Annotated in this window: 22 protein-coding genes and 1 tRNA gene; 6 read left to right on the top strand and 17 right to left on the bottom strand. The window is 60.9% G+C overall.

From position 1 onward, the window contains the following. The first annotated feature begins 23 nt into the window (after window positions 1-23). The 5 genes from SIL87_RS12435 (at window position 24) to SIL87_RS12415 (ending at window position 7,555) form a co-directional block, all read left to right on the top strand. Entirely contained in the window at window positions 24-1,505 is a 1,482-nt protein-coding gene (locus SIL87_RS12435; RefSeq protein ID WP_319614493.1) for an efflux transporter outer membrane subunit, read from the top strand. Beyond that, entirely contained in the window at window positions 1,502-2,593 is a 1,092-nt protein-coding gene (locus tag SIL87_RS12430) for an efflux RND transporter periplasmic adaptor subunit (RefSeq protein WP_319614492.1), read from the top strand. Before SIL87_RS12435 ends, SIL87_RS12430 begins: the two co-directional genes overlap by 4 nt. Beyond that, window positions 2,590-5,700, top strand: coding sequence for an efflux RND transporter permease subunit (locus SIL87_RS12425; RefSeq protein ID WP_319614491.1), 3,111 nt, complete (start codon window positions 2,590-2,592; stop codon window positions 5,698-5,700). Before SIL87_RS12430 ends, SIL87_RS12425 begins: the two co-directional genes overlap by 4 nt. A gap of 257 nt (window positions 5,701-5,957) precedes the next feature. After that, window positions 5,958-7,358: an OprD family outer membrane porin gene (locus SIL87_RS12420; RefSeq protein ID WP_319614490.1), complete on the top strand. Its 1,401-nt coding sequence runs from the start codon at window positions 5,958-5,960 to the stop codon at window positions 7,356-7,358. Between the two features lie 122 nt (window positions 7,359-7,480). Continuing rightward, window positions 7,481-7,555: transfer RNA gene (locus tag SIL87_RS12415), tRNA-Thr, on the top strand. Window positions 7,556-7,925: 370 nt separating this feature from the next. On the opposite strand, the gene SIL87_RS12410 is transcribed toward SIL87_RS12415, so the two are convergent. Genes SIL87_RS12410 through SIL87_RS12400 form a run of 3 tightly spaced genes read right to left on the bottom strand, consistent with a single transcriptional unit; the run spans window position 7,926 to window position 8,931 of the window. After that, entirely contained in the window at window positions 7,926-8,363 is a 438-nt protein-coding gene (locus SIL87_RS12410) for a hypothetical protein (RefSeq protein WP_319614489.1), read from the bottom strand. Continuing rightward, window positions 8,360-8,758, bottom strand: coding sequence for a hypothetical protein (locus SIL87_RS12405; protein WP_319614488.1), 399 nt, complete (start codon window positions 8,756-8,758; stop codon window positions 8,360-8,362). The genes SIL87_RS12410 and SIL87_RS12405 overlap by 4 nt, the downstream gene beginning before the upstream one ends. Continuing rightward, entirely contained in the window at window positions 8,755-8,931 is a 177-nt protein-coding gene (locus tag SIL87_RS12400; protein ID WP_319614487.1) for a hypothetical protein, read from the bottom strand. Before SIL87_RS12400 ends, SIL87_RS12405 begins: the two co-directional genes overlap by 4 nt. Window positions 8,932-9,238: 307 nt before the next feature. Here SIL87_RS12400 and SIL87_RS12395 point away from each other — a divergent pair, with 307 nt between their 5' ends. Continuing rightward, entirely contained in the window at window positions 9,239-9,445 is a 207-nt protein-coding gene (locus tag SIL87_RS12395; protein ID WP_319614486.1) for a hypothetical protein, read from the top strand. Between the two features lie 66 nt (window positions 9,446-9,511). Here the strand turns inward: SIL87_RS12395 and SIL87_RS12390 are convergent, their stop codons facing one another. The 14 genes from SIL87_RS12390 to SIL87_RS12325 all read right to left on the bottom strand — a co-directional run bounded on the left by SIL87_RS12390 (window position 9,512) and on the right by SIL87_RS12325 (window position 23,082). Next, window positions 9,512-9,961 carry a hypothetical protein gene (locus SIL87_RS12390; RefSeq protein WP_319614485.1) on the bottom strand — a complete coding sequence of 150 codons (450 nt, stop codon included), beginning with the start codon at window positions 9,959-9,961 and terminating at the stop codon, window positions 9,512-9,514. After that, window positions 9,933-10,196 (bottom strand): hypothetical protein, encoded by a 264-nt coding sequence (locus SIL87_RS12385; RefSeq protein ID WP_319614484.1) that lies wholly within the window; start codon window positions 10,194-10,196, stop codon window positions 9,933-9,935. Before SIL87_RS12385 ends, SIL87_RS12390 begins: the two co-directional genes overlap by 29 nt. A 3-nt stretch (window positions 10,197-10,199) precedes the next feature. Then, window positions 10,200-10,808, bottom strand: coding sequence for a hypothetical protein (locus SIL87_RS12380; protein ID WP_319614483.1), 609 nt, complete (start codon window positions 10,806-10,808; stop codon window positions 10,200-10,202). Window positions 10,809-10,819: 11 nt separating this feature from the next. Beyond that, window positions 10,820-13,240 carry a hypothetical protein gene (locus tag SIL87_RS12375; protein ID WP_319614482.1) on the bottom strand — a complete coding sequence of 807 codons (2,421 nt, stop codon included), beginning with the start codon at window positions 13,238-13,240 and terminating at the stop codon, window positions 10,820-10,822. A gap of 429 nt (window positions 13,241-13,669) precedes the next feature. Further along, entirely contained in the window at window positions 13,670-14,545 is an 876-nt protein-coding gene (locus tag SIL87_RS12370) for a hypothetical protein (RefSeq protein ID WP_319614481.1), read from the bottom strand. Continuing rightward, the gene (locus SIL87_RS12365) at window positions 14,542-14,847 is read right to left on the bottom strand and encodes a ribbon-helix-helix protein, CopG family (RefSeq protein WP_319614480.1); all 306 of its coding nucleotides are present in this window, start codon (window positions 14,845-14,847) and stop codon (window positions 14,542-14,544) included. Before SIL87_RS12365 ends, SIL87_RS12370 begins: the two co-directional genes overlap by 4 nt. Before the next feature lie 553 nt (window positions 14,848-15,400). Next, a complete protein-coding gene (locus tag SIL87_RS12360; RefSeq protein WP_319614479.1) occupies window positions 15,401-15,736 on the bottom strand; it encodes a hypothetical protein in 336 nt (111 codons plus the stop codon). 433 nt (window positions 15,737-16,169) lie between these two features. After that, window positions 16,170-16,373, bottom strand: a complete 204-nt coding sequence (locus SIL87_RS12355; RefSeq protein WP_319614478.1) for a hypothetical protein — start codon at window positions 16,371-16,373, stop codon at window positions 16,170-16,172. Further along, window positions 16,370-16,603, bottom strand: a complete 234-nt coding sequence (locus tag SIL87_RS12350; protein WP_319614477.1) for a hypothetical protein — start codon at window positions 16,601-16,603, stop codon at window positions 16,370-16,372. The genes SIL87_RS12355 and SIL87_RS12350 overlap by 4 nt, the downstream gene beginning before the upstream one ends. Then, a complete protein-coding gene (locus tag SIL87_RS12345) occupies window positions 16,600-16,809 on the bottom strand; it encodes a hypothetical protein (protein WP_319614476.1) in 210 nt (69 codons plus the stop codon). The genes SIL87_RS12350 and SIL87_RS12345 overlap by 4 nt, the downstream gene beginning before the upstream one ends. A gap of 448 nt (window positions 16,810-17,257) precedes the next feature. Then, the gene (locus SIL87_RS12340; RefSeq protein WP_319614475.1) at window positions 17,258-19,540 is read right to left on the bottom strand and encodes an AAA family ATPase; all 2,283 of its coding nucleotides are present in this window, start codon (window positions 19,538-19,540) and stop codon (window positions 17,258-17,260) included. Between the two features lie 124 nt (window positions 19,541-19,664). After that, a complete protein-coding gene (locus tag SIL87_RS12335; protein ID WP_319614474.1) occupies window positions 19,665-19,898 on the bottom strand; it encodes a hypothetical protein in 234 nt (77 codons plus the stop codon). Between the two features lie 316 nt (window positions 19,899-20,214). Next, window positions 20,215-21,387: an IS4 family transposase gene (locus SIL87_RS12330; RefSeq protein ID WP_319612376.1), complete on the bottom strand. Its 1,173-nt coding sequence runs from the start codon at window positions 21,385-21,387 to the stop codon at window positions 20,215-20,217. Window positions 21,388-21,846: 459 nt separating this feature from the next. Continuing rightward, on the bottom strand, window positions 21,847-23,082 hold the full coding sequence (locus SIL87_RS12325) for a tyrosine-type recombinase/integrase (protein ID WP_319614473.1): 1,236 nt from the start codon (window positions 23,080-23,082) through the stop codon (window positions 21,847-21,849). Between the last annotated feature and the right edge of the window lie 283 nt (window positions 23,083-23,365).

Raw genomic sequence — 23,365 nt, 5'->3', positions numbered from 1 at the left:
TTCCAGTTCCGTTTGACTTTATCGTGAGCCGGAGGGCCCGGCGGGTGTTGCGCCGCCCCCTCGTGCTCCTGCTCACTCTGGGTGTGTCAGCCTGCTCCGTCGGCCCGCACCTGAAGCTCCCTGCCGCGCCGCCCCCCGCGCATTACGGCGCGCACGACCCCAATTCCGCGCACAGCGCGGTATCGATGAGCGCGGCCCTGTCCTGGACCGCGACGCAGAACGCGGCGTGGTGGCGAATGTTCCACGCCCCGCAGCTCAACATGCTGATCGCCGAGGGGTTCTCGCACAGCCCCACCCTGGCGGCGGCGAAGCATGCGCTCACGGCGGCGAACGAATACGCCATCGCGCAGGAAGGCTCGCTCTTTCCCACCATCGGGCTGGGGGGCGGGTTGCAGCGCAATACCGCGATCCGCTCGGTGGTGGGCGGGCGGGTCGTCGTGCCGGGCAAGCCGTTCACCCTTGCCTCGGCCGAAGGGCAGATCAGCTACAGCGCGGATGTTTTCGGCCTGCAGACCGACCTGATCGCCAACAGCCGTGATCGTGCCGAAGTCAGCGCCGCCGAACTCGACGATGCCCGGATCTTCCTTGCCGGCAACATCGCGACCGCCGCGATCTCCTATGCGGGCAATGAGGCCGAGGTGAAGCTGCGCACCCGCATCGTTCAGGCGCAGACCCAGATCCTCGGCGTGATGAACAGCGACTATCGCTTCGGTGCGATCTCGGATGAATCGGTCGAGCAGCAAAAAGCGGTCCTGGCCGCGAGCAAGGCCAAGCTTCCTCTGGTCACCGCAGCGCGGGACGATGCCCGGCACCGGCTCGACTATCTGATCGGCACGACGCCGGACCAGCCCGTGCCGGCATTCGATCTCAAGGATCTCGTGCCGCCCACCAACATCCCGGTGGTGATCCCTTCGGTCCTGGTCGAGCACCGGCCCGATATCGTGGCCGCCATGGCCGGGGTGAAAGCCGCTTCCGCCGCGGTGGATGCCTCGACGGCGGCGATGTACCCGAGCTTCAACATCAGCGGCGCATTCGGTGCCGGCAGCGCGGTTGCCCTGTTCAATCCGGCCTCGGAAATCTTTTCGCTCGCCTCGTCGTTCGCCGCCCCGCTGTTCGAAGGCGGCAAACTCTCGGCGGATAAAAAAGCGTCCTATGCCTTATGGCAGCAGGCGACGGCGCAATATCGCAACACCGTGCTGCTCGCGTTCCGCCAGGTGGCCGATGCACTGCGCAGCCTGCAGGGGGCCGAGGCGTCGCTCGCCCAGCGTCAGGCCGCCGCCACCTTCGCCCTCAATGCCCAGACCCTTGCCCGCGAACGCTACGATGCCGGGGCGATCACCTACCAGACCCTGCTGAACGCCGAGTTGCTCGCCCAGAGCGATCAGGTTGCGGCCCTCACCGCCCGCGTCACCTGCGATCAGGACATCGTCGCCCTGTTCGTCGCGATGGGCGATGCCTCACCCACCACCCCTGTCGATAACGCGAACGGATCGAACAAGTCATGAAGCGTGCTGTCATAGTTGCCGTGCTGGCGGTTGTCGTTCTGTTCGGCATCGTGTTCGGACTGCATCGGTATCAGGAGGATCAGGTCCATCGGAAGCTGGCCGCCTCGGCCGATCCGGCGGTGGTGGTATCGGATGCGCCGGTCACGACGGTGAACCATGCCGAGTCCAGCAGCGCGGTCGGCCAGATCATGGCGGTGCAGGGCGCACCGATCAGCAGTGCGGTCGGCGGTGTGGTGGAGAGCGTCGGTTTTCACTCCGGCATGAAGGTGAAGGCCGGGCAGGTCCTGCTGACGCTGAATGCCGGGGCGCTGCCGGGGCAGCTCGAACAGGCCGAGGCGAAAGCTCATCTTGCCGCGATCGATGCGAACCGCCAGCGCGGGCTCTACGGCGTCAAAGGCACCTCGCAGGCCAATTACGACACCGCGACCTACGCGTACAAAAGCGATCAGGCAGCCGTGGCCGCGCTCAAGCAGTCGCTCGCGCAATACACCATCACCGCGCCGTTTGCGGGCGTCGCCGGTCTGCGCACGCTCGATGCCGGGGCCTACGTCCATCCCGGCGACATCATCACCGATCTGGAAAACCTCGATCAATTGTACGTCGATTTCTCGATCCCGCAGAAGGATATCGCCCTCGTTCACATCGGCGCGCCGGTAAGTATCGCGGTGCATGCCGGGGATGCGACACGCCACGTCACCGCTCATGTCACTGCGGTCGACAGCCATGTTTCGATGAAGAGCCGCGCGATGTCGGTGCGCGCCGTGATCCACGATCAGGCCGGCCTGTTCCCGGGCATGTTCACCATGGTCACCATCGAGAGTGCCACCGCGAAACCGGTGGTCACCGTGCCGATGGTCGCGGTTTCGTTCAACACGTTCGGCGATTTCGTCTATGTCGTCGACCGATCCGGCGGCAAGGACATCGCGCGTGAACAACCGGTCAAGGTCGGCGCCCAGTTCGGTGGCCGCGTCGAAGTGCTGAGCGGCGTCAAGCCGGGGATGAACGTCGTCACCGCCGGTCAGGTGAAGCTCCACTCGGGCGACAAGGTGATCATCAACAACGCCGTCTCGCTGGAGGCGCAATCGTGAACTTCACCTCGCTGTTCATTCGCCGGCCGATCCTCGCGATCAGTCTGAGCCTCGCGATCCTGATGTTCGGCATCAAATCGCTGGTCTCGATGCCGATCACCGAATATCCGCCGACCGTGAACACCACGGTCGTCATCACCACCCATTACTTTGGGGCTTCGCCGAAAACCGTGACCGCCTTCGTCACCGCGCCGATGGAAAAGGCGATCGGTCAGGCGCCCGGCATCAACTACATGACAGCAATCAGCGAGGAAGGGCTTTCGATCGTCACGGTGTACATGCAGATGGGCCAGAACCCGAACGCGGCGCTCACCCAGGTGCAGACCAAGGTGAACTCGGTCCTCAACCAGTTACCGAAAGGCGTGATGCTGCCGATCGTGCAGGAAATATCGGGTTCGGGTGCCGACCTGATGTATCTGAACTTCTCGGGAAAAAACTATACCCAGCAGCAGGTCACCGACTATCTCACCCGCGTGGTTCAGCCGGCGATCGAATCCGTCAAGGGCATCGGCCTGACCTCGATCCTGCCGCCCGGCACCGGCCCGAACGGCAACACCTTCTCGATGCGCGTCTGGCTCAACCCGCACGAAATGGCGGTGCTCGGCGTGACACCGGCCGAAATCGACGACGCCCTGAAAAAGAACGACTACGTCGCCGCCGTGGGCCGTGCCCGGGGCAAGTATTTCGCGGTCAATCTGACGGCGGATACCTCGATGCACAAACCATCCTCGTTCGATCATCTGATCGTCGCCTATAAAGGCGGGACGCCGATTTATCTCGATCAGGTCGCGAAGGTCGAACTCGGCGCGCAGACCTACAATTCATCGGTGCTGCTCAACGGAACCCCCTCGGTCAGTATCGGCGTGATGGCGGCACCGGGCAGCAACTCGCTCGATGTTGCCAAAGGCGTCGTCGCGACGATGAAAAAACTCAAGCCCGCGATGCCGGTGGGGATGAAGGGCTTCGTCCTTTATAACGGCGCGTCCTTCATCAGCTCCTCGATCGATGAGGTGCTGCTCGACATCGCGATCGCGCTCGGCATCGTCATCGTGGTGATCTACGGTTTCCTCGGCTCCTTCCGCGCGCTGGCGATCCCGGCGATCGCGATCCCGATCGCCCTGCTCGGCACCGGCACGATCATGATGGCGCTGGGGTTCACCATCAACATCCTGACCCTGCTCGCCATGGTTCTCGCGATCGGCCTCGTGGTCGATGACAGCATCATCATGGTCGAAAACGTCCATCGCCATATCGAAGGCGGCCTCAGCCCGATCGATGCGGCGATCCTGTCGGCCCGGGAGCTGACCAGCCCGATCCTGGTGATGGCGACCACGATCGTCGCGGTGTTCGCCCCGCTCGGCCTGCTCGGAGGATTGATCGGCAGCCTGTTCAGCGAGTTCGCCTTCACCATCGTCGGCACCGTCATCCTCTCGCTGGTCGTTGCCCTCACCCTCGCGCCGATGCTGTCCTCGCGCTTTCTCAAGCATGGTGAACCGGGCCGCGCGGCGCAGGCGATCGACCGGGTGTTCAACCGCCTGCGCGATGGTTACAGCCGGGCGCTGCGCGCGAGCTTCCGGGTCTGGCCCGCGATTGTGGTGGCGGCGGCACTTCTGGCAATCGGCCTGCTGCCGCTGTTCAACATCAGCAAGAGCGAACTCGCCCCGCCGGCGGATCAGGGCATCGTTTACGTCAACGGCATCGGGCCGCCGACCGCGACGCTGCAATACATGAATGCCTACGACAAATACCTGACCTCGGCGGTGTTCGACAAAATCCCGTCGAAGGAAAACTCCTTCGTGGTCAACGGCATCGGCGTCGGCGGCATGCTGCTCGACAACGAAATGGTCGCCGGCTTGGTACTCAAACCCAAGCGCGGCAGCACGACGACGCAGCAGGTCCGCACCGAGGTGCAGAAACTCTCGGCCAATGTGCCGGGCATGAAGCTCTCGGCCTTCGGTCTGCCGCCTTTGCCGGGCGCCGCGGTCGGGTTGCCGGTTCAGTTCGTCATCACCGGCACCGGCGGCTATCATGCGCTCGATCAGGCAGCCGCGAAAATCATCGCCGCCGCGCATAAGAGCGGTTTGTTCTCCTTCGTCGACAAGGACCTGAAATTCAACAACGAGCAGGTGACCATTCATATCAACCGCAAGCTCGCGGCCTCGATGGGCTTCAGCATGGCCGAGATCGGCACCAATCTGGGCGCCCTGCTCGGGGGCAATTATGTCAACTATTACAGCATGAACGGGCTGAGCTACCGGGTGACGCCGCAGGTGCCGCCGAAATTGCGGGCCAACCCCGACTTTCTGCGCGATTACGACCTGCGCTCGAGCAGCGGTGCGATGGTGCCGATCTCGACGTTCGTGTCCCTGCAACACGCCCCGGCACCCGATTTTCTGCCTCAGTTCCAGCAGCTCAACTCGGTCACCATTCAGGGTAACCCGGCTCCCGGCGTCTCGCTCGGTCAGGCGCTGAGCTTTCTCAAGACCACGGCGAAGACAACCCTGCCCTCGACCGATCAGATCCATTACGGCGGCGTTTCGCGGCAGTTCGAGCAGCAGGGCAACGCCTTCATCGTCACCTTCGCCTTCGCGCTGCTGATCGTGTTTCTGGTGCTCTCCGCCCAGTTCGAAAGCTTCCGCGACGCGCTGGTGGTGCTGACCGCCGTGCCGATGACCCTGGTGGGGGCGGTGGTGCCGATCGCCCTTGGGCTCTCCACCATCAACATCTATTCGGAAGTCGGCATGATCATGCTGATGGGGCTGGTGAGCAAACAGGGCATCCTGATCGTTCAGTTCGCCCGGGTGATCCAGATGGAAGAGGGGCTGAGCAAGGCCGAGGCGGTGATCAAGGCATCCGAACTCCGCCTGCGCCCGATCCTGATGACCGTCGCGGCCATGATCGCCGGCGCGCTGCCGCTGGTGTTCGCCTCCGGCGGCGGTGCCGAGGCGCGCTTCTCGATGGGGCTGGTGATCATCTGCGGCCTCGCCTTTGGTTCGCTGGTCTCGCTCTTCGCGGTGCCGGCGTTCTACCAGTGGTTCGGCGCGACCCTTCGCCGCGCCACGCCGCAACGCAACCCGGCGATCCACCACGTGCCGCAGGAAAGCTGATCTCGATGGCACCTTTCGGGGCGCGTGGAGGTCCGGATCTTCCGGCAGGAAAATCAAAAGGCCTGCCGGAAGATAAATATGGCCAAAGCGTGGATATTTACATTTGATAATAATTTTAAGATGTAAATATATGTAAATTATAGTCTGGACTGTATTTGAAGTATCACAAACAACATCTTCAAAATCACGATTGCGTTGGTGTATGAACCCTGTGATTGCCGCGATCGTCGCGGCCGAATTCACAGGGGATTTTCACGGTGCAGATCAGATATGTGACGTTACTCGCGGTGATCGCGGGGTTGGCGAACGTCGCGGCAGCGCAGGCTCAATCCGTCGAGACCGGGCCGGTTGCGGCACCGACGCTCGCGGATTGGTTCGATCAGGCGAAGGTCACCGGCACGGTCCGGTCCTTCTATTTCGACAGGATGTATGGCGCACCGGGCGTCTCCAACCAGTCGGCCTACAGTCTCGCGGGCATTCTGAACGTGCAGTCCGCGCCGTTCCTCGACGGGTTCGAGGTCGGCACCAGTTTTTTCACGGCGCAGTCGCTCAGCGCCAATAATACCGAGGGGGCACCGGGTTACCCGCATCTGGATGCGACGCTGATGGGGCCGCGCAATTCCATCACCTCGCTCGGTCAGGCCTTCATCCAGTACCGGAACAAGCTGGTTCTGGTGCGTCTCGGTGATCAGTTGCTCAACACGCCGTGGATGAGCCCCTCCGATTCCCGGGTCCTGCCGGCGACCTATCAGGCCGGATTCGCTCAACTCGACCCCCTGCCGGGCCTCAGCCTGTACGGGTTGCGTGAGCTGCGCTGGAAGAGCCGGACGTCGGATAATTACTATCAGGACAATCTTTATTATCCCTCCACGTTCGATGGCGATTCTGCCTATGGCGGTGCCGCGGCGCTCGGGGCCAACGCCTCGAAGACGCAGGGGACGCTCGCATTCGGCGGTGCCTACGCGGCGCACGGCATCAAGGCCGATGCCTGGTACTACGATTTCTACGACTTCGCTGCGATGGCCTACACCGACGCCTCCTACACGTTCAAAACCGGAACCGGCATCGATCCGTTCATCGCCGGCCAGTATCTCCGCGAAACCGGCAGGAACAGCGTCCTGAACGGCAATCGCGGGGGCACCGCGATCGATGGCTACAAAGGCAACGGCGTCGATGCCACCGCTTTCGGCTTTCAGACCGGCATCACCTATGCGATCGACCGTGGAATATTCGGTGACGGCAGCATCGCTCTCTCGTACAACAACCTGCCCGGTCACCCCGGATCGGTCGGCGACGGCGCGATCGTCTCGCCGTTCACCGTCGGCTATGCCACCGATCCGCTCTATACCACGGCGACGCTGCGCGGGCTGGTCGAACTCGGCCCGGGCGACGCGGCAAAACTGGCGGTCACGCAGTACATGCTGGACAAGCAGATCATTGCGGTGATCGGGATCACCAAATTCAATACCAAGCTTGAGGGCAGCAACAACGAAGTCGATTTGGACCTCACCTATGCGCCGGGCGGTCGTTTCAAGGGTCTTTCGATCCGCGATCGCCTCGAAGTCAGCAATGCCAGTTACATCTATAATAACGGCGCGACCGGTAACCGGGGGCACTCCTTCGTCTATAACCGCGTCATGTTGCAATATAATTTCTGACGGGGCGCGGCGGGCAGGCGGCGGATTGCGGGGGCAGCCCACCGCATTCGACCGCTTGCAGCACCGCCCGCGCGCGGCTTGCGCCCACCCTACCCATTGGATATACCCTGCCGGCGACGGAGGCTGTCATAGCTCAGGGGTAGAGCACCTCATTGGTAATGAGGAGGTCGAGGGTTCAATTCCCTCTGACAGCACCAGTCTTTTCAATGGGTTACGGGACTTTTCCACACCCCTGAACCGACCCAATCCAAAACGGGGCATCACTGGGGCATCAAAGTCGGCGAGATAGCCCGCGACAATCGGGCATCATCGCCGCCACCATCAGCGCCAGTACGGCCCGTTCCGAAACGCCGATCAGCTCCTGTTCCGAAACCTCAATCACGCGCCGATGGGGTGGGGAGGTGGGGACAGGAACCGGTCGACCCCCAAAACACCGGCCAACCCCCTCGCGGAATTTTTGCACAAAAAAACGGCCCCGGTTTAGGGGGCCGCTAGTTTTATGGGTTTTCACGTCAACTGACCTTAGCCGCTTCTGCGTCTCACTCAATCCCGGATCGGGCCGGTCACTCACTCGTGTTCGAGAATATCCCGCGCCGCAAGTGTCCGATCGCGCCAAGGGGTCAGTGTGGTAAGCAAGGGCTCGAACGCATCGCCATCCAGATCGACGCCAGATGCCATGTCTTGGAGGCCGCACAGGCAGGTGACCACCCCGGACAGCGCGCCATGTAGGCCCCGCAAATCCAGACCGCCGGGCCACGCTGAATCCGCCCGGGCGGTGTAGTCGTCGGGTTTCGGATCGGTCGCACTGACTGCCCTGTCCGGTGTAAACTCCATGCCGCGCTCGACGTGGCTGGCGATCAGGCGGGCGAGCATGTCGATGGCGGTGCCGGCGATCGGCTTGTTTTCGCTGATCTCCCGCGCCGAGATATCCTGCATGATGCTGGCGATCTCGCCGATCTGGCCCAGAACGTCGAAGAGTTCGGCGGGAATTGAGTTCCGGGTCATGAGATTGCCCTCGCATCCCGTACCAGCATCGAGACAAGCTGCTCGTTGATGCAACCGTGTTCGTCGGGTTCACCGATCTGCGAATCCCATAGACCGAGGCTTCGCGCTACGGCCACAAATCCGGCGAGGGTGGTGATGCGATGGGCAGTGATCTGTTCGGCAAGGGCGTGTTGCTGATCCTGTATGGGGAAGGCAACCGCATCCCGCTCATCGTCGTCGGTGATCTCGTTCTCGCCACCCGAGTAGTAAGAAAGATAGCGCCGTTCGTTCGCGTCGAACTTGGCGCACAAGGCGATGAGTTCGGCATCGGCGTTGCTGGCGTGGGCGGTGATCGGTGCCATGATCGCGGCGGCGGTGCCAGCGGCGAGGCCAGCGAGGGTCTTGCGGCGGTTCATGGCTGCACCCCTCCCAGCCCACGCTCAATCGCCTGCGTCGCGATCTGTGCCAGCCAAGCCCGTTCCCCCGGCGAAGCGGTCAGTGCGCGGAGTTCGGACACTTGCCGGTCGAGGGTGTCGCGGATTGTGGCGAGGTTCGGTGATGTGTTTGTCGTATCGCGTGCGGGCTGCATCGCGGGCTCCTATCGCTTCCATATTGCCGGAGAGCGTCGGTGTTCAAGCCGCGCGACTCCGGGGGTTGAACACCCGGCGATAGACGGGCCATCATGCCTTTAGGGTTGCCCCATTGGACATACGCATGATGCCCCCGGATGTATGAGCGGAATCCGCTGTATCGGTGCGGACCGCTATCGCTTAGGAGAGTTCAAGCTCCGGGTCTGATGCTGCCGTGGGCGGCGCTTGGTGTCAAGCCCTTGGTCCCTTATCGAGTTCGGTCCCCTTGATCTCTGACAGGACATCCGCACTGATCCTGGAGCCTCGATGGGCGTCGCGCTGAACGGCGCGTTCGGACTGGCCGGTGCGGGTTGCGGTGTCGGCGGTGAAGCGGTCGGCATTTTTCAGTTCGCCAATTTGGCAATCTGGTCCGCGACGATCCCCGCCATTCCGCGTCTCCGGATGCAGCGCCTCGTAAGCCTCTTTGCGGCGCTGCGTGAACAGGGCGCGCTCGGATGGGTCCGCACAGTCTGAGGACCCTTAGAGGGTGTGCGGGGGGCGCACAGCCTTAGAGGGTGTCGTTAACTCCGACACCCTTGCTTAAGGCCTTGATTTTGAACGGCGCAAAATTGCGCTGGGTCTCCTCAGATTTGAGGTGGCTGGTAAACCCTTGGAATCATTAATGAACGCAGAATTGCGTTGACCTGTCCCCGTTGATTTATTGGCCGCCCCAAAATCTTGGGTGGGCTCCAATAAAGCGCCAATGCTCTGCATCACGTGATCGTGCCGCTTTTCAAACAACTCCGCCACGTCGTAACCCATTGATTTATTGGCTGCCCTCAGATTTGAGGGGGGCTCCAACAGGCTTTCGATGTCGCGGACAATGTTGTCGTGCCGCTTTTCAAACACCTCCGCCACGTCGTAACCCATTGATTTATTGGACGTCCCCAGATTTGGGGGCGTCTCCAATAGGCTTTCGATGTCGCGGACGAACCAAGGGTCTTTATAACTTGAAGCCCCCTTACGCCCACGGCCAATCGCGCGCCTCATCCCTGATATCGGGCATCACCGCGTTCGCGGGCAGCGGCTCCTTCTCCACCTCCACCCCGGCGAGGGCGTCGCGCTGGTGCTGGCGGCACGTGGCGCTAGCGTAGGCTTTGAGGATGCGCCGCGCCTCCACTCTGTGAGAGGGCCGGGCAAACCGATCCTCCGCGATCTGGTGCAGTTCGAGCAGGGCTTCGGCGTCACTCGGGTGCGGCTGTAGGCCGGGTTTCGTCGCGCTCACTGATCAACCACCCTCGATCGTCAGCGACTTCGGATTGACCATGCGTTCATAGGCCGCTCGCAAGTCGGGCGGCCATTTCGCTTTGTCCGGCTCACGGTTCAGCATGAGCACGATCTCGCGCTGGATGCTCGCTGCATCCTTTGCGCGTTCGATCTTGGCCTGGAACGCTGGATCGGGCTTCGCCTCCACCGTTTCGTTGATCAGATGGGTTTTGACCCCATAATCCTCGCGCCGCCGCCGTTCGAGCCACCATTTCGCGCTCTCCACCCCACCCGCCGAGATATCGTCCAAGATGACGCCGAGGATGTTTTCTTCTGCCTTGCCATCCGCTGCTGCGACTTCGGCGGCGAAGGCAATTTTCCATTCATCTGCATCAGGTTCGCGGGAATCCCTGATCCATTTCCCGAAGACCGAAACACTGATCCCTGCTGCCGCGCACGCGCTGTTGCGACTGTGACCGCGACGCAGATAGTCGAACAGGATCGTGGCGCGCTGCGGCGTAAGGGCTGGGGCACGGCCAACGCGCTTCCCGGGATCGAACGGCGGCACAACGTCCATGTTTAGCTCGTAGGGGGCTGCCGTGCGTTTTTGTTTCGTGATCGGTTTCGTCATGGTGTGCTCCTTCAAAGTCCAGGCCGGGCTCGCGGAGCCGGGGTTGCTGGCGTGGTTTTGTTCATTTTTTGAAACGAGCCTGTCAGTTTGTTCACGGCGGTATCCAGGGTGTTCATCAGCGTGGCCGAGTGAACGACCTTTTCATTCCAGATCGTGAATGCATCCGATCCGCCGGCCATCCCGGCCTGCCCGGTTGCGCTCTGGTTCCGCAATGTGCGGGCCGGCAATATCCGGTTCAACGCGCCACCCGCCACCTCCCAATCGCGATCGTGTGGGTTTCCTGCCGGACCGCTTTCGTAATACCCCATCAACTTGGCGGGGCTGGCGTTTGGGTGCAAACGGTGCAGTCGATCAAGGTAACGGCCAGCCATCTCTGCCTGCCCATACCGCCCATGCAGATTGCCCATCGCCGCCTTTGTGCCGGGCTCCATCTGGAACGCACCCCCGCCGTTACCGACGCCGCTTGTCTTTGACAGGGAGTATCGACCGCCCTCAGTTTTGTTCAGAACAGCCAGTTCGAGCGGCGAGCGGCCTGTTGCTTTTCCTGCCGCAATCATGCGGTTGATATCGCCCGGCTTGTAGCCCATCGACGCAAGTTGCTTGCGATACATCGTGTCGCGCGATGCTTTGTAGTTGGGATGTGCCAGCAATATCCGGTTATGCAGCATTTGTCCGACGCTGCCGGAATACTTGCCATCGGCGTAGGGTATTTTTCCTTCCATCACCAGTTCTTTGCTCATACTTCCCGGAGTTAACGCGCCGCCCGTCGCGAAGGCTCCGTAAACAAGCCGGTTTGCCCGTCCGAGTGCGCCGGGTTCGTTGGCGACGCCCGCCATTCCGATCGCGCCATGCCGAAATATCGCCCCTGCGGCGTTGGGGTGCGACCTTAGAATCTGCATCATTATCGCCGTCGCAAAAAGCGGATTGCCCGCCTTGTCTTCGACCACGGCGTCTTTGAGCATCTTGCGCCCGGCTGCTGTTTTCATCTCTCCCGAGAACAAGCCCGGCGATAAATGGTGCATCCCGGCCTGCAACGACTTCATCGAAGTCGCGTTCTTCTTTGTCCACTGCGACAGGATCAACGTCGATACCGCGTCCTTACCCACGCTATTGAGCGTTTTTGTAACCGAGTCGATCGCGCCACCTGCCAGCGAGCCGTTGCGGCCACCCGGCAAGCCGGTTCCGAGGGCGCGGGCAAAGATCGAGCCCACCCCGCCAGCGTTCACGGTGCCACCCCGCGCCGCAAGAGCCGCAAGGCTCCGGTTCATGCTCGACAAGATTTGCAGCGACGATGCGCCCATCCTGTTTGCCGCGCCGAGCGCCGGGGCAAGCTGCGTCGCAAGCCCCATCTCGCCCTTCACCCCCGGCTGGACGTATCCGGCATGGATTCCCGATGCGACTGCTCCCTGCCAAGCGCCGCTAGGTAGCCCGCCTGCATCCGGCATAAACGCACCGATCCGGCTGCCCTCGATGATGCGCCGGGCCGCGTATGGCGATGACGGGACAACGCCCGTTTGTTGCAGGAGGGCCGCGCTCGATTGAGGCGTCAGGCCCAGCGTCGATTGCCATGCGTGGGGGATATTGCCGCGTTTCCACAGATCATGAGTGAGCGCATGGCGGCTGTAGTGCCCCGCGCGGCCAAGACCAGCCGCCAATTTCTTCATGGCGATGACAGGTGCCGCGCCTTTCTGTTCGGAGGCGAGGAACCGGGCGTAGTCCTGCGGTGCCCGAACGACAGCGCCAGCCGCCTTCGACGCAAGTGCGCCCAGATCAGCCCCGACCAGTGCGCCGGGCACTGCCCCGATGCCGCCAGCCGCCGACCCGATCAGGCCGCCGATCGCGCCGCCGACCAGACCCCCGATACCGGCTCCGCCACCATGTGCTGCCCGCGCGAGAAGCTGCCCCCCGGCTCCCCCTCCAAGGGCGGCGGCGAGGCGGCTGGTGTGCCTGCCGTAGTTCGATGTGGGTGCTCGATAGCGCACCCCCGCCTTCCGTGCCGCTGCCCGTTGCCCCGCCAGCGTGCCGGGGATGTCGTAGGCCGCGCTGTAGTCCGGCTTGTCGTAATTGCCGGAATACCCACCGCCACCGGCCAGCTTGCCCGCGATAACCTTGTCCGTCCGGGCGCTGGATTCCGTCGCACGCTCGATTTTTACCAGCGCGGTTTCAATCCGCTTCGTCGGAACGAGCGCCCGGCTCTGATTGTAAAGCGCCGGCACGCCGCCACGCTCGGGGTATGTCCCACCAGCACCGGAGTAGAAGTTTGCACCACCTCCACGTCCACCACCACCACCGACCATCGTAAAGCCAGTGCCGGGGATGCGCGCCGGCAAGCCGCCCTTGTGCGGATAGGCGACGCCTGCCTGATCTATGGTGATCGTCCCGCGCCCGAACGTCCCCACCTGGCCCGCGTAGACCTTGTGCATCGCGTTCAAGCGTGGCGTCATCGGCTGATACGTCAGGCGCGGAATCCCCTGCGGCCCCGACGATGTAGGGACAGATCGCAACGCCTTGATCGCCGCCGCGAACTTATCCTTCGACCCCGGCGAACTCGACGCGCGGCCCATGTGGAAAATCTGATCGGCCACCGGGCTGTTCTGCCACGCAATGCGGAAATCAGCCGCGCTCGATACCGATGGGTTCTCGATTAAATTCTGCCACGCCCGCGCTACCGCCGACTGCTTGCCACCGGAGCCGCCATTGCCGCCCTTGCCGCCGCCCGCGCCGTTCAGGTTAATCGTGGGCATGTCGTGCGGCTCCTATATGTTGGTGAGGGGTGCCGCCGCCAGATTGATGAAATCACGGACCCTCTGGCGGCGGCGTATCGGCGGTATGCTGCAACCCGCCGAACTGGTAACAAACCGTTAGGCGAACAGTGGAGCGAGGGCGGTGCGGACAGTGCCGTTTGCCGCTTCGGTTGCGACGCAGATGTGGCGATCGTCGATGCGTCCGCTTTCGATCATCCGCAAAATCGTCGCACCGCGCTCCCGATCAGTGGGTTCGGTGAGCATCGCAACCGATTTGGCAACGCTCTCGAAGATTGCGCCGCTTTTGGCGACAACGCGCCGGATGGTGGGGGTAATATCGTTGCTGTTACGCACCTCGCCGGTAAAGCGATCACGGACCAGGATGCCACCCTGATCGACCGCAGAAAAGTCGGATTTTTGCACGGCGACACCGCCCATCTGACGCCCACCTGATGTGGCAAGCCGTGTTAGATCGGCCATCATCGTTTTGACATCCGAATTGATGACGGCGATGGAGCCGAGCAGGACATCCACACTTTTCAGCGCCTGTTCGGTGTTGCCCGATTTGGCGGCCTTGCGGAGCCGTGCCCTGGCTTTTTCGCGCCGGGCGGCGTCGCGCAGATCGTCGTCGTCGTCGTCGTCGTCGTCATCGGCTTCGGCGTCGGCCTTCGCCTTGGCGGCGATCAGCGAAACCACAATATCCTGCAAGGCTTTTTGCGACTGCTCCATGCCACGCATCGTCACGAGCACCGAGCCCAGATCGCGCGAAAGCTGTTCGACCGTCGCGGTCGCGCCATGCTGCGGAGCCGGGTTCGAGTAATCGCCGATCATGCGGGCAGCGCCACCACCAGATGCGGATTGTGGTGGGCCGTAGCTGGGGCCTGATGGCAAAGGCGCGCCAGACCAGACATCGAGCGCCTGTTCGGATTCGCGGAGCGCCTGACTGGACTTTTTGAGGTTATGCATCATTCGGGCGATTTCGGAGGTATTCATCGTTGCGTGTCTTTCGGGCTGGGGTTTTCGGGGTTCATCGCTTCGGCGCGGGCGGCTTCGAGTTGCTCGACAGTCACGTTCAAGATGCGGGCGAGTGTTTGATCGGCCTTTTCATCGTCACCGAAGTCGTGCCCGACTGCGAAGCCAGCCGCGTTTACCGGGCGATTGCTCGCGAGCCAGAAACCGACCGCCTGTTCAAGCTGCCAGCTTCGGCTTTGCTTTGTTGCCTTCGCAATCCCGTCCATCTCCCTAAGGAGTTGGTTGTCGAGCCGGACGCTAATCAGTGTTTTTGTCTGTGCCATTCCCTGTATGTATTACAACCTTCGAGGTAATACAAGTATTCTGTCACCGGCAGCACAGTCACGCATCGCACCAATACTGCACAACGAGGAACAATGCGCGACATTGAGGGACAACGCAGGACATGGCGGGGGAGGCGTTCACGAAAACGTGATTTCGACGCTAAGGTGTTCGAACTTCACGGGGCAGGCGAAATAGACTAAAAAAGCAATGCCGTTCTTTAGGTTGTGGAAACAAAACCATCCGCACATCACATCACATCACATCAGATGCTACGTCAATTGTGACGCTAGATTCATTTGGGTGTTTAATCGTGAATACAAAATCAGTAGAACAACGCGCTCGCCGTGCAGCTATTAAACGCGGGTTCCGGTTATACAAATCGCGTTCGAAATACGGCTATGCTTCCCTGCATCATTCGGGGCCAACATTCATGCTGTGCGGCGATCGTAACATTGTCGTCGATTACGGCAACGATCCGATGGCCTTGGTGCAGCGCATCCGGGCGGAGTAGCAAAGGGCGGGGCGGCTTGGGGTTCCCCATCCGCCCCCCGCCTACGCACTTCCAGCGCACGACGCCGCCGCCAGCGCCGCAATCTCCCGCTTGCGGGCGGCATAAAACCGCCAGCCCACCTCTCGCAGCAGCCAGTCTCCTATCATATGTAGGTGATCCACGCGCTCTGGGTCGCGCTCTAGATTTCGGGTTAGCGACAGATCAGACCCCGGCGCGAGCCCGAGCGCATCCAGTAGTCCCCCGATCTCCGGCGCGCCGGGAAAGATCATGGCGGCGGATACGGCATCGACGGCTGCCAGCAAGGCGGCGTCATCAAGTTCACCGATGCGGTTGGCGATCAGTTCCAGCGCGCCGGACCACTGCATGTAGTCGATCACGTGCAAATCTCCCGTTTTTGATGGCTTTGGAGGTGGTGCGACGGATGGCAGCGCGAGCAGGACCAGCCGCTGCTAGCGCTCCACCACGAAGCGCCGCCGCACCGCTGGCACCGAGCGCCCGGTGATGGGGGATCAGTGTCTTGCCAGCGGGACAAGCGACGGTGCGTGGAGGGCGCTGGCGGGGTTGCCGGGGCTTGGAGGTGGATCAGTGCAGGCGGGGCTGGGGGCGGCTCTGCGGCGATCGGTGGCGGCTCTGCGAGGGCAAAGCCGGTGTCGATCCGGACGTGGTTACTCTGATGCCGGCTCAAACTCGATTTCGGTATTTTGTACTTTGCCGCAGTCGCACTCAATCCGGTCTCGATCACCTCACACTCGATCAAGAGACGATCCGCCCGGGCGCACACCGAGCAGGGCCTGCCACCCTGTGCGGCGCTCACGACCGGCCTCCTGCATGGCCGTTTGTGCGGGGCTTTGCTGGCTTCGGTGCGTGGAGGCCATTGAGTTCGGCCCGATCAGCGGCGGCGGCTTCGGCCTGATTCTCCAAGATCATATCAAGTTTGCGATCCATCCGGTCGAGCTTGTCACAAACTTGATCGGCGGCGTCGTGGAGGGCGAGACGGAGGGGGGAGGTGCTCATGACCGGGCTCCGATCAGTTCTTGGTACGGGATGCCCATGTAATCGCACCACGATTCCAGCAGCGGGTAATCAATCGCCCCGTCAGCCGTCTTGAATGAGACGCCGCCTTCGAGGAAGGCATCCATCCATCCAGAGCCGGAAAAAATGCCCGCGATGTCCGCATTTTCTGGATCATACGCAAACTCGATCGCATCCATCTCGCCTGGACCGCCAAAGGTTAAAGCGCTCATGCCCCGGCTCCTTGAACGCGGGTGCGCTGGGCGACCACCAAGGCAGTCAGGGCGATTGCATCGGATGCGGTGTGGGTGTCGTAGTGATCGAGCAGCCATTTGCGGGCGATTGCAGCAGTGTCGCATACGTCGATCAGGGCAGACCGAAATCCGCCGTTGTCGAAGTTCAGTTGCTTCACTGCCTCTTCGAACTGTTCACGTTTCATCGCATAGGTTCCAATCAGGTTAAGGTTGCAGGGGATAATCGTTCGATGCCGAACTATTCGATATCGAAGTATTTTGGGGTTGGTGGCGGGGTGACGTGCGGGGCTACTACCCAATGCGTAATCCGGTTGTCGTATGCGTGGTGTAGGGGGGAGGTGACGCCCCCCACACCGATCAGTGTGAGGTGATCTGGGGTTCTCTTCATCACCCACCTCACCATCCCCGCAACGCCCCCGGCACTCTCGCAACTACGCGCATCTATAGATGCGCGTTGCGTGGTTGCGAGGGTATGTGCAAACTCGCAATTGCGAGCCAGTTGCGAGCCAGTTGCGGGCGGTTGCGAGCCAGTTGCGAGGATTGCGAGGATTGCGAAAAAGCGAAAATTGTTAGCGTGGCTTAGAATTGCGATACAGTTGCGATACAGCCATACTAACGGAGCTTTGTTACGGTTTACGAGCACTTTTTTACCCTCAAATCGTGGACGATTTCCCCGTCGATGCCGATTAATTTCATCGCCTTGAGCTTGCTCATGTGCGCCCTAAAGTTGCGCTGCTTGGCGTCTTTCGCCTTAAAATCGTCATCGGGATGGATTGCTTCGGCGAGGCCGACGCGCACACATTCACCGAACCAAACTGATTTCGTGGTGCTGCCGGGCGTCTCTGTGATCGAGAGGGCGTCGTTGAACGCGTCATAATAGTCTTTGATTTTGCCGACGAGCTTACCGGCTTTGACGCTGGCCTGCGTGGGCAGAGCCCCCCGCCACTGATCATCAGACAGCGTGATCTTCACCGTCTCGAAGTCCCTCCAGTTTGCGGGGGTGCGCCTGCGGGCTTTGCCTGGGTGGTCGAAACTGAGATTAAACCCGACTTCGCCGTCCGCCAGATCGGCCTCGGGTAAAGCACTCATTATGCCTACCGCATCAAAGCGCCAGGCTTTAGTACTTGAACCATATTGGCGGTCAGTTGCGTGGCCGGTGTGGTCCATCCAGACTTGGCCGATCTGGTTGTTTGTGAGAAATTGGACCAGAGGAAGGGTGGCGTTCCAGGCGAGTTCGTCTTTCTGATCGCCGATAAGCAAGCTCATCACGTTGTCGAAGATAACGACATCAACCCCCCCGATCACATCAATCAGGTTCGCAACCCATTTGGCTCCGGCTTCGGTGTTGAGAGGCTGCATTTTACCGATGCTGGGGATGGCGGATGCCAAACGGTCATCTATATCGCGCCCGTACAGCATTAGATTTTCTAGTGGTATCGTTCCGTTTGCGCGGCGCATCGCCTCCCGCAACCGAACCTGAATGAGTTCAGCGGGCATCTCGCCGTCGATTACTAAAACCTTTGCTTTTCGATACGATTTCCAGTGAAGAAAGCCTGTTCCCGAAGCGATGCCTGCGGCAAGCGCCATGCTAAACAGAGTTTTCCCGAGGCCGGTGCGGCCAACAAGGAATATGCGGCTCGTTGTAGTCAGCAAATCTCCGAGAAGGCGGTCTGGCGGGGCGATATCCATGTCGAGCCATGCCTGTGCGCAAAGCATGTTTACGGCGGTGCTCCGATCGTCTTGCGTGGACTGTTCCGATTGCTTCGCGCCATCCGTCTCGGCTTTGGCATCCGGCCCCGGATCATCGGCGTGGTATGCCTCATGCGCAGCCCGCGCCTTGTTGATGATGGCGCTTACATCGGCCTGATATTCCGGCCTCGGTCGATCCGGGCCAAGGTCGAGAGGCGACGCGCGGCCCGCCTTTAGGCCATCTTGCGCCGTCTTGCGCGCCGCACTCCAATCCTGCACATCACCGCCGCCATCTTCGAGCGCCTTGACGATCCAATCGACCGCCTCGCCATCCGTGAATTTTGCTTGGTGCTGCACCCCGCCAAGAGATTTCGCGTTACGCAAAACCGTGTGATGCTTGGTGCCATCGGGGGCGGTGCGGACATTGGCGAGCAAGGTGTCGATGAAGGCGGACATGCGCCGATCATTGATCCGCTCTGACGGCGTGGTGCGCGGCGCGTCGGCTGGGGGCGCCGATGATTTGACGGGTTTGTTGATCGCGCCTTCGTCGAGTTCGTCGAGCAAATCGATGAACTGGCCTTCAACTAGATGAACCTCATGTGATGGCGAGCGATTGACGCTGCCGTAAAAATAAGATTGCGAAAGCGCGAAGCTTTCCCCGCTCAGGACGCCACCTAGCGCGCCGTTTAACCGCGCCAGGAGGCGGCTACGCTGGTCCGGGGGCAGTTCACGCGAGAGGGGAGCCAAAGCCCGCCACCTTGGCGTATCGGGCGTGTGGCTGGGTGATGTGTAGACCATGGCCGCTATGCCGCGCATCGCGAGGGATTCGATGGCGTCATCGACCGCAATCTGTTCGCCGTCATAGTCCGCTTCGATGCCGGTGATCGCCAAGACGTTTGCGTTATGGCGCAGCGAGCCGATTGTCGCGGGCGGTTTTGGTGTTGTGCGCTGATCACCGAACCGTGCCAGTTTGAGCCAGGGGAGTCCGCCCTTCGTCGGGGCCGTGGTATCCCGCACCCGCTCGACTAGATCACGAAGCGAAATCTCTGTTTCGCTCTTTGTCTTGGCGAAAGCGTCCGCGAAAAACGTGACGGCAAGCGGCTTGTCGAGGGCGCTTTCGTCCGCCCCGGCCAGCGCCTCCGGGGCATCGGCCTCGTATGCGTCGTCCGGCACATCCAGCCACGCTGGCGGCTCGTCGTTCGGGTCGGTAGGGTGGATGTAGGTCATAGCGGTCTCTTTCGAGAAACCGGTTTAGAAACCTTGCAAAAGTAATCGGTAACTGCTATCACAATTTCGGTGATGATAGGCTATTCCGATTAACCCCGCTGGTGTCCATGCCGGCGGGGTTTTTTTACGCGGTTTTGCGATTAAAGGTCGCGACGGGCCGGTTTTCCAAGTATTCGCGAACGGACGAAACAATAACATAGGTCCGCCGCCCTTGCTTCACCGCCTTGATATCGCCAGCGGCCAGTCGGCGGTAACATTCACTATGCGTCCACCCGGTCAGTTCTCTCACGCCCTTAATGGTCGCGGTGATGGGCTGCTGGTAGATGGCCGTATTTACTTGTAATGGCGCGGTAGACATTGATGAACTCCATCTCTGTGTTGTCGATGGAGCCAAATTATTCAGGAACGTCAGGGAAAAAAAGGGACTTTTCCCGCTGTTCGTGTCGGTATCGAACTATTCTGGTATCCAGCTATTCCGAGGAAACCCCCACGCGGGCTCAGGGAACCGCTCAGGGAACTGAACACGGTCAAGTATTTCCAAAAATATTGCGGAGTTATCCGCCAATACATCTCGCAGAACTCGGTCGATATCGCTCCGATGAGGGTCCATTATAGCTTTGAACAGATTTACCATAGCAGTAAAACTGTCGCCGTCCGGCTCACTCATCCCCTCATTACGTAGCCGGCATGGAATTGCCGAATATGCCGCTGCTGCGCAGCATTTCCGTGAACCGCCGCATCAGGGGCAGTAGCCGGTGCTTCGGCATGTTCGGGATCAATTCATAGAGCATGCACCCCTGACGGAACAACGAGTGTGAGCGGGTCTTCGAAGTGTTGGACTTGAGCTGTCGATCCATTCCCAGGCTCTCGCCTGCCGTCCCGAGCATGGTCAGCAGCGCCATCGCAAACGCGCTGATGAGCAGCAGCCGATCGCGCCGCTCTGGTTCGGCGATGCGGATCTCAGCCATCCCCATCCCAAAACGCAAATCCTTGACGTCCCTGAAGCTGGGTTCGATCGTCCAGCGCCGGGAATATTGCTTGATCAATGTCCCTGCAGACGCCACGGCGTCACTGCTCGCCAGGCACCACGGCTCCTTCATGTCACGCGCATGTACGCACACCACGGCACCGACCTGATAGGCGTGCGAGGCGGTGACGCGCGCACCACGCAGTTTGCGCGCCCGGCCCGATTTGCCGACCCAGTCCGCCGCGGTTCGCGTCTCGCCTGCGGCATCGGTGACATGGATGTTGCCGCGGAAGCGAATGATATAGGCAAAGCCAAGCTCCGTAAGATACGCGAACAGCTTGTGGTCACCGAAGCCGCGGTCGGCCAGGATGGTCACGCGGCAGCCGGGCGGGACAACCTCCGACAGGCGGCGCAGGCAAGTATCCTCGATGGCGTTGCGCTGATCTTTCAATTCCTCTTTCCACATCGACAGCCACAACAGAGGCATCGCCCGGCCATGCTTGCTCACCAGGTTGAGCGCCAACGTTGCCTGATCGTCGCCGTCGAAATCCGTCCAGTCCATGGCAACGACGATGTCGGTCTGCGAACCCACCAGATGCGGTACCCAACGGGCGAAGCTTTCCCAGACGTCGATACTCTCGTTACTGAGCATGCGATCAACCTGCTTGATCGCGTGCTTGGTCACCAGCCCGCGCGCCTGTGCCAACGCCTGACCGATCATCGCGACGGCGAGCGACGCGCCGGTCATCACGCCCAGTGTCGCAGCAGACAGGGAGTCAACGCGTTTGGCGTGGAGATCGTGGGCATACAACTCGTCAATGAATGCGCGGATGTCCTTCAACCGCCCACCATCACGCTTTTTCGATGCTGCAATTCCCATGATCCACCCTCATCCATGCATTCCAACGCTTGGTAGAGAATCGCAGCGAATCGGCGCAATACCTGGACCTATGGAAAATGGGGGGATTCCTGAGGCCGTCCGGTTTTACCTCCCCGCCAGATCGGCCAGGAGGCAAATACATTCCTCTCGTGTAAGCAATCCCTAGACCCAGTATGGCGGTGCGCCACTGATCCTCAGAGTAGCGCCGATGCCTGATGTTTCTTATGCTCTTGGCTTTGTCTAGCAATCGCTTTCGTAGTTCCGGGTCTTTCCGCCATATATGCCTCACCTCGTGCGTGGCATCTTCCGCTTCCAATGCCCGCATTTCGTAATACTCGCGTTGACTCTTAGCCGCGCCATGCTGATCTGAAAATTGACGTAGAACGCCGTCAATAATCTTGTCGAATAACGGGTCATGATGCTGATTGAAGCGGGCGAGCGCCACCTTTACTGCGTCGGTCATGCTCGCATAGGCACGATTTGTGCGCCGCCCTGTTCGATGCCGTCGAGGGCGTCGGCCAATAGTTGCAGTGCCTTCGCCACATCGGCCTCATACCGAGCGGTGTTGTAAACCGATGCAAGAGGGGAATGAACGCTGGCGTGGTTCAGAGCGCTTTCGATGACGTGGGGTGCGACGCCCAGCTTCCCCATTTTCGTTGCGGCGGTGCGGCGTAGATCGTGGCGGGTCCAGCCCGTGGTGCCCGTTGCGGTGAATAGTTGCTTGGTGCTCTTGTCCCAATTTCCCAATGGTTTGCCAGTGCAAGTCGCAAAGATCAGCGCATCCGCCGCCACGTCATCTGGCCGAATTGAGGCAACGAGGTCGATGGCTTGGCGAGATAGCGGAACGAGGTGCGGGCGCTTGTTTTTCGTGTCTTGGATCAGCCATGTTGCTGCCCGGAAATCAATATCCCCCCATTTGGCATATGCCGCTTCGTCGCGTCGAGCACAGGTCAAGAGCAAAAACCGCATACAGGCTGCAAACGGGCGGTTATCGGCCCTCAGCACCGGCAGGATGCGCCGCAACTCATCATCGGTCAGCACCCGGTCCCGCTTCACGATGGTCGCCGGAACACGGATATCGGCGAGGTCGGCAGTGACGTATTTGCGTCCCGGTGCGCTCGCCCATTTCAGCAGTGGACGGATGCACCGAACCGCGCTCGCGGCCTGCTGCTGCGCCTGGTATCGATCCGCCGCCATCTGCAAACTACCGATCGTCACCCTGCTCAGGGGCATGGGCAGCAAGGGGCCGAACACGCGGCGGATTGCACCCTGATATTCCGGCCAAGATTTCAGCTTGCCACCTTGCTTTGCGCCGTAGTGCGCGATCAGGTCCGAGAGGGTATTGACGTTCTCTCTCGCAGCCTCCGCCTCGGCGCGGCGCTGGCGAGCGTCGTCTATAGGGTCAAACCCCTCCCTCACGCGCTCCCGGAGTTTCCGCGCAGCGTCGCGTGCGTCCGCTATTCCTATTGCCGGGTGATGGCCGATCGTGAACCGGCGAGGCGCGCCAGCAGCATCGCGTGCTCCCAATATCCAGACCTTGGAGCCTGTCGGCGTGACCCTCAAGCGCAGGCCGCGAAGCGCAGCATCAGCAATTTCAATGCGTTGGCCGGTCTCGGTAGCCTTCCTAACCGCCGCTGTTATCGCCGTGTCTGTGATTCGGGATTTCATTTCGGTTTCTCCGATCCGGGGCATCATTGGGGCATCATGTTTGTTCCGATAGGAGGAAATAATCTGGAACAATCCGGGCCTATAATTAGGAGGTATTTTCGCTAAAAGCAAGAGAAAACTTCAGTGCAATGGACAGTCTGAAACATAGGGCATCATCCTGAAACACCCATATCATCTAATTGGTAATGAGGAGGTCGAGGGTTCAATTCCCTCTGACAGCACCATTTTTTTGTGCGCAAGCGGGGCGTTGGCGGCACCGGCGATGTTTCGATGTCGTGAGCAGAGGCGCAGATGTGGGCGCGATGGCCGG

The sequence above is a fragment of the Acidiphilium acidophilum genome, assembly GCF_033842475.1.
Taxonomy (GTDB): Bacteria; Pseudomonadota; Alphaproteobacteria; order Acetobacterales; family Acetobacteraceae; genus Acidiphilium; species Acidiphilium acidophilum.
Note: the sequence above shows the minus strand (reverse complement) of the source record. Positions and strands in the feature narration are given on the sequence as shown.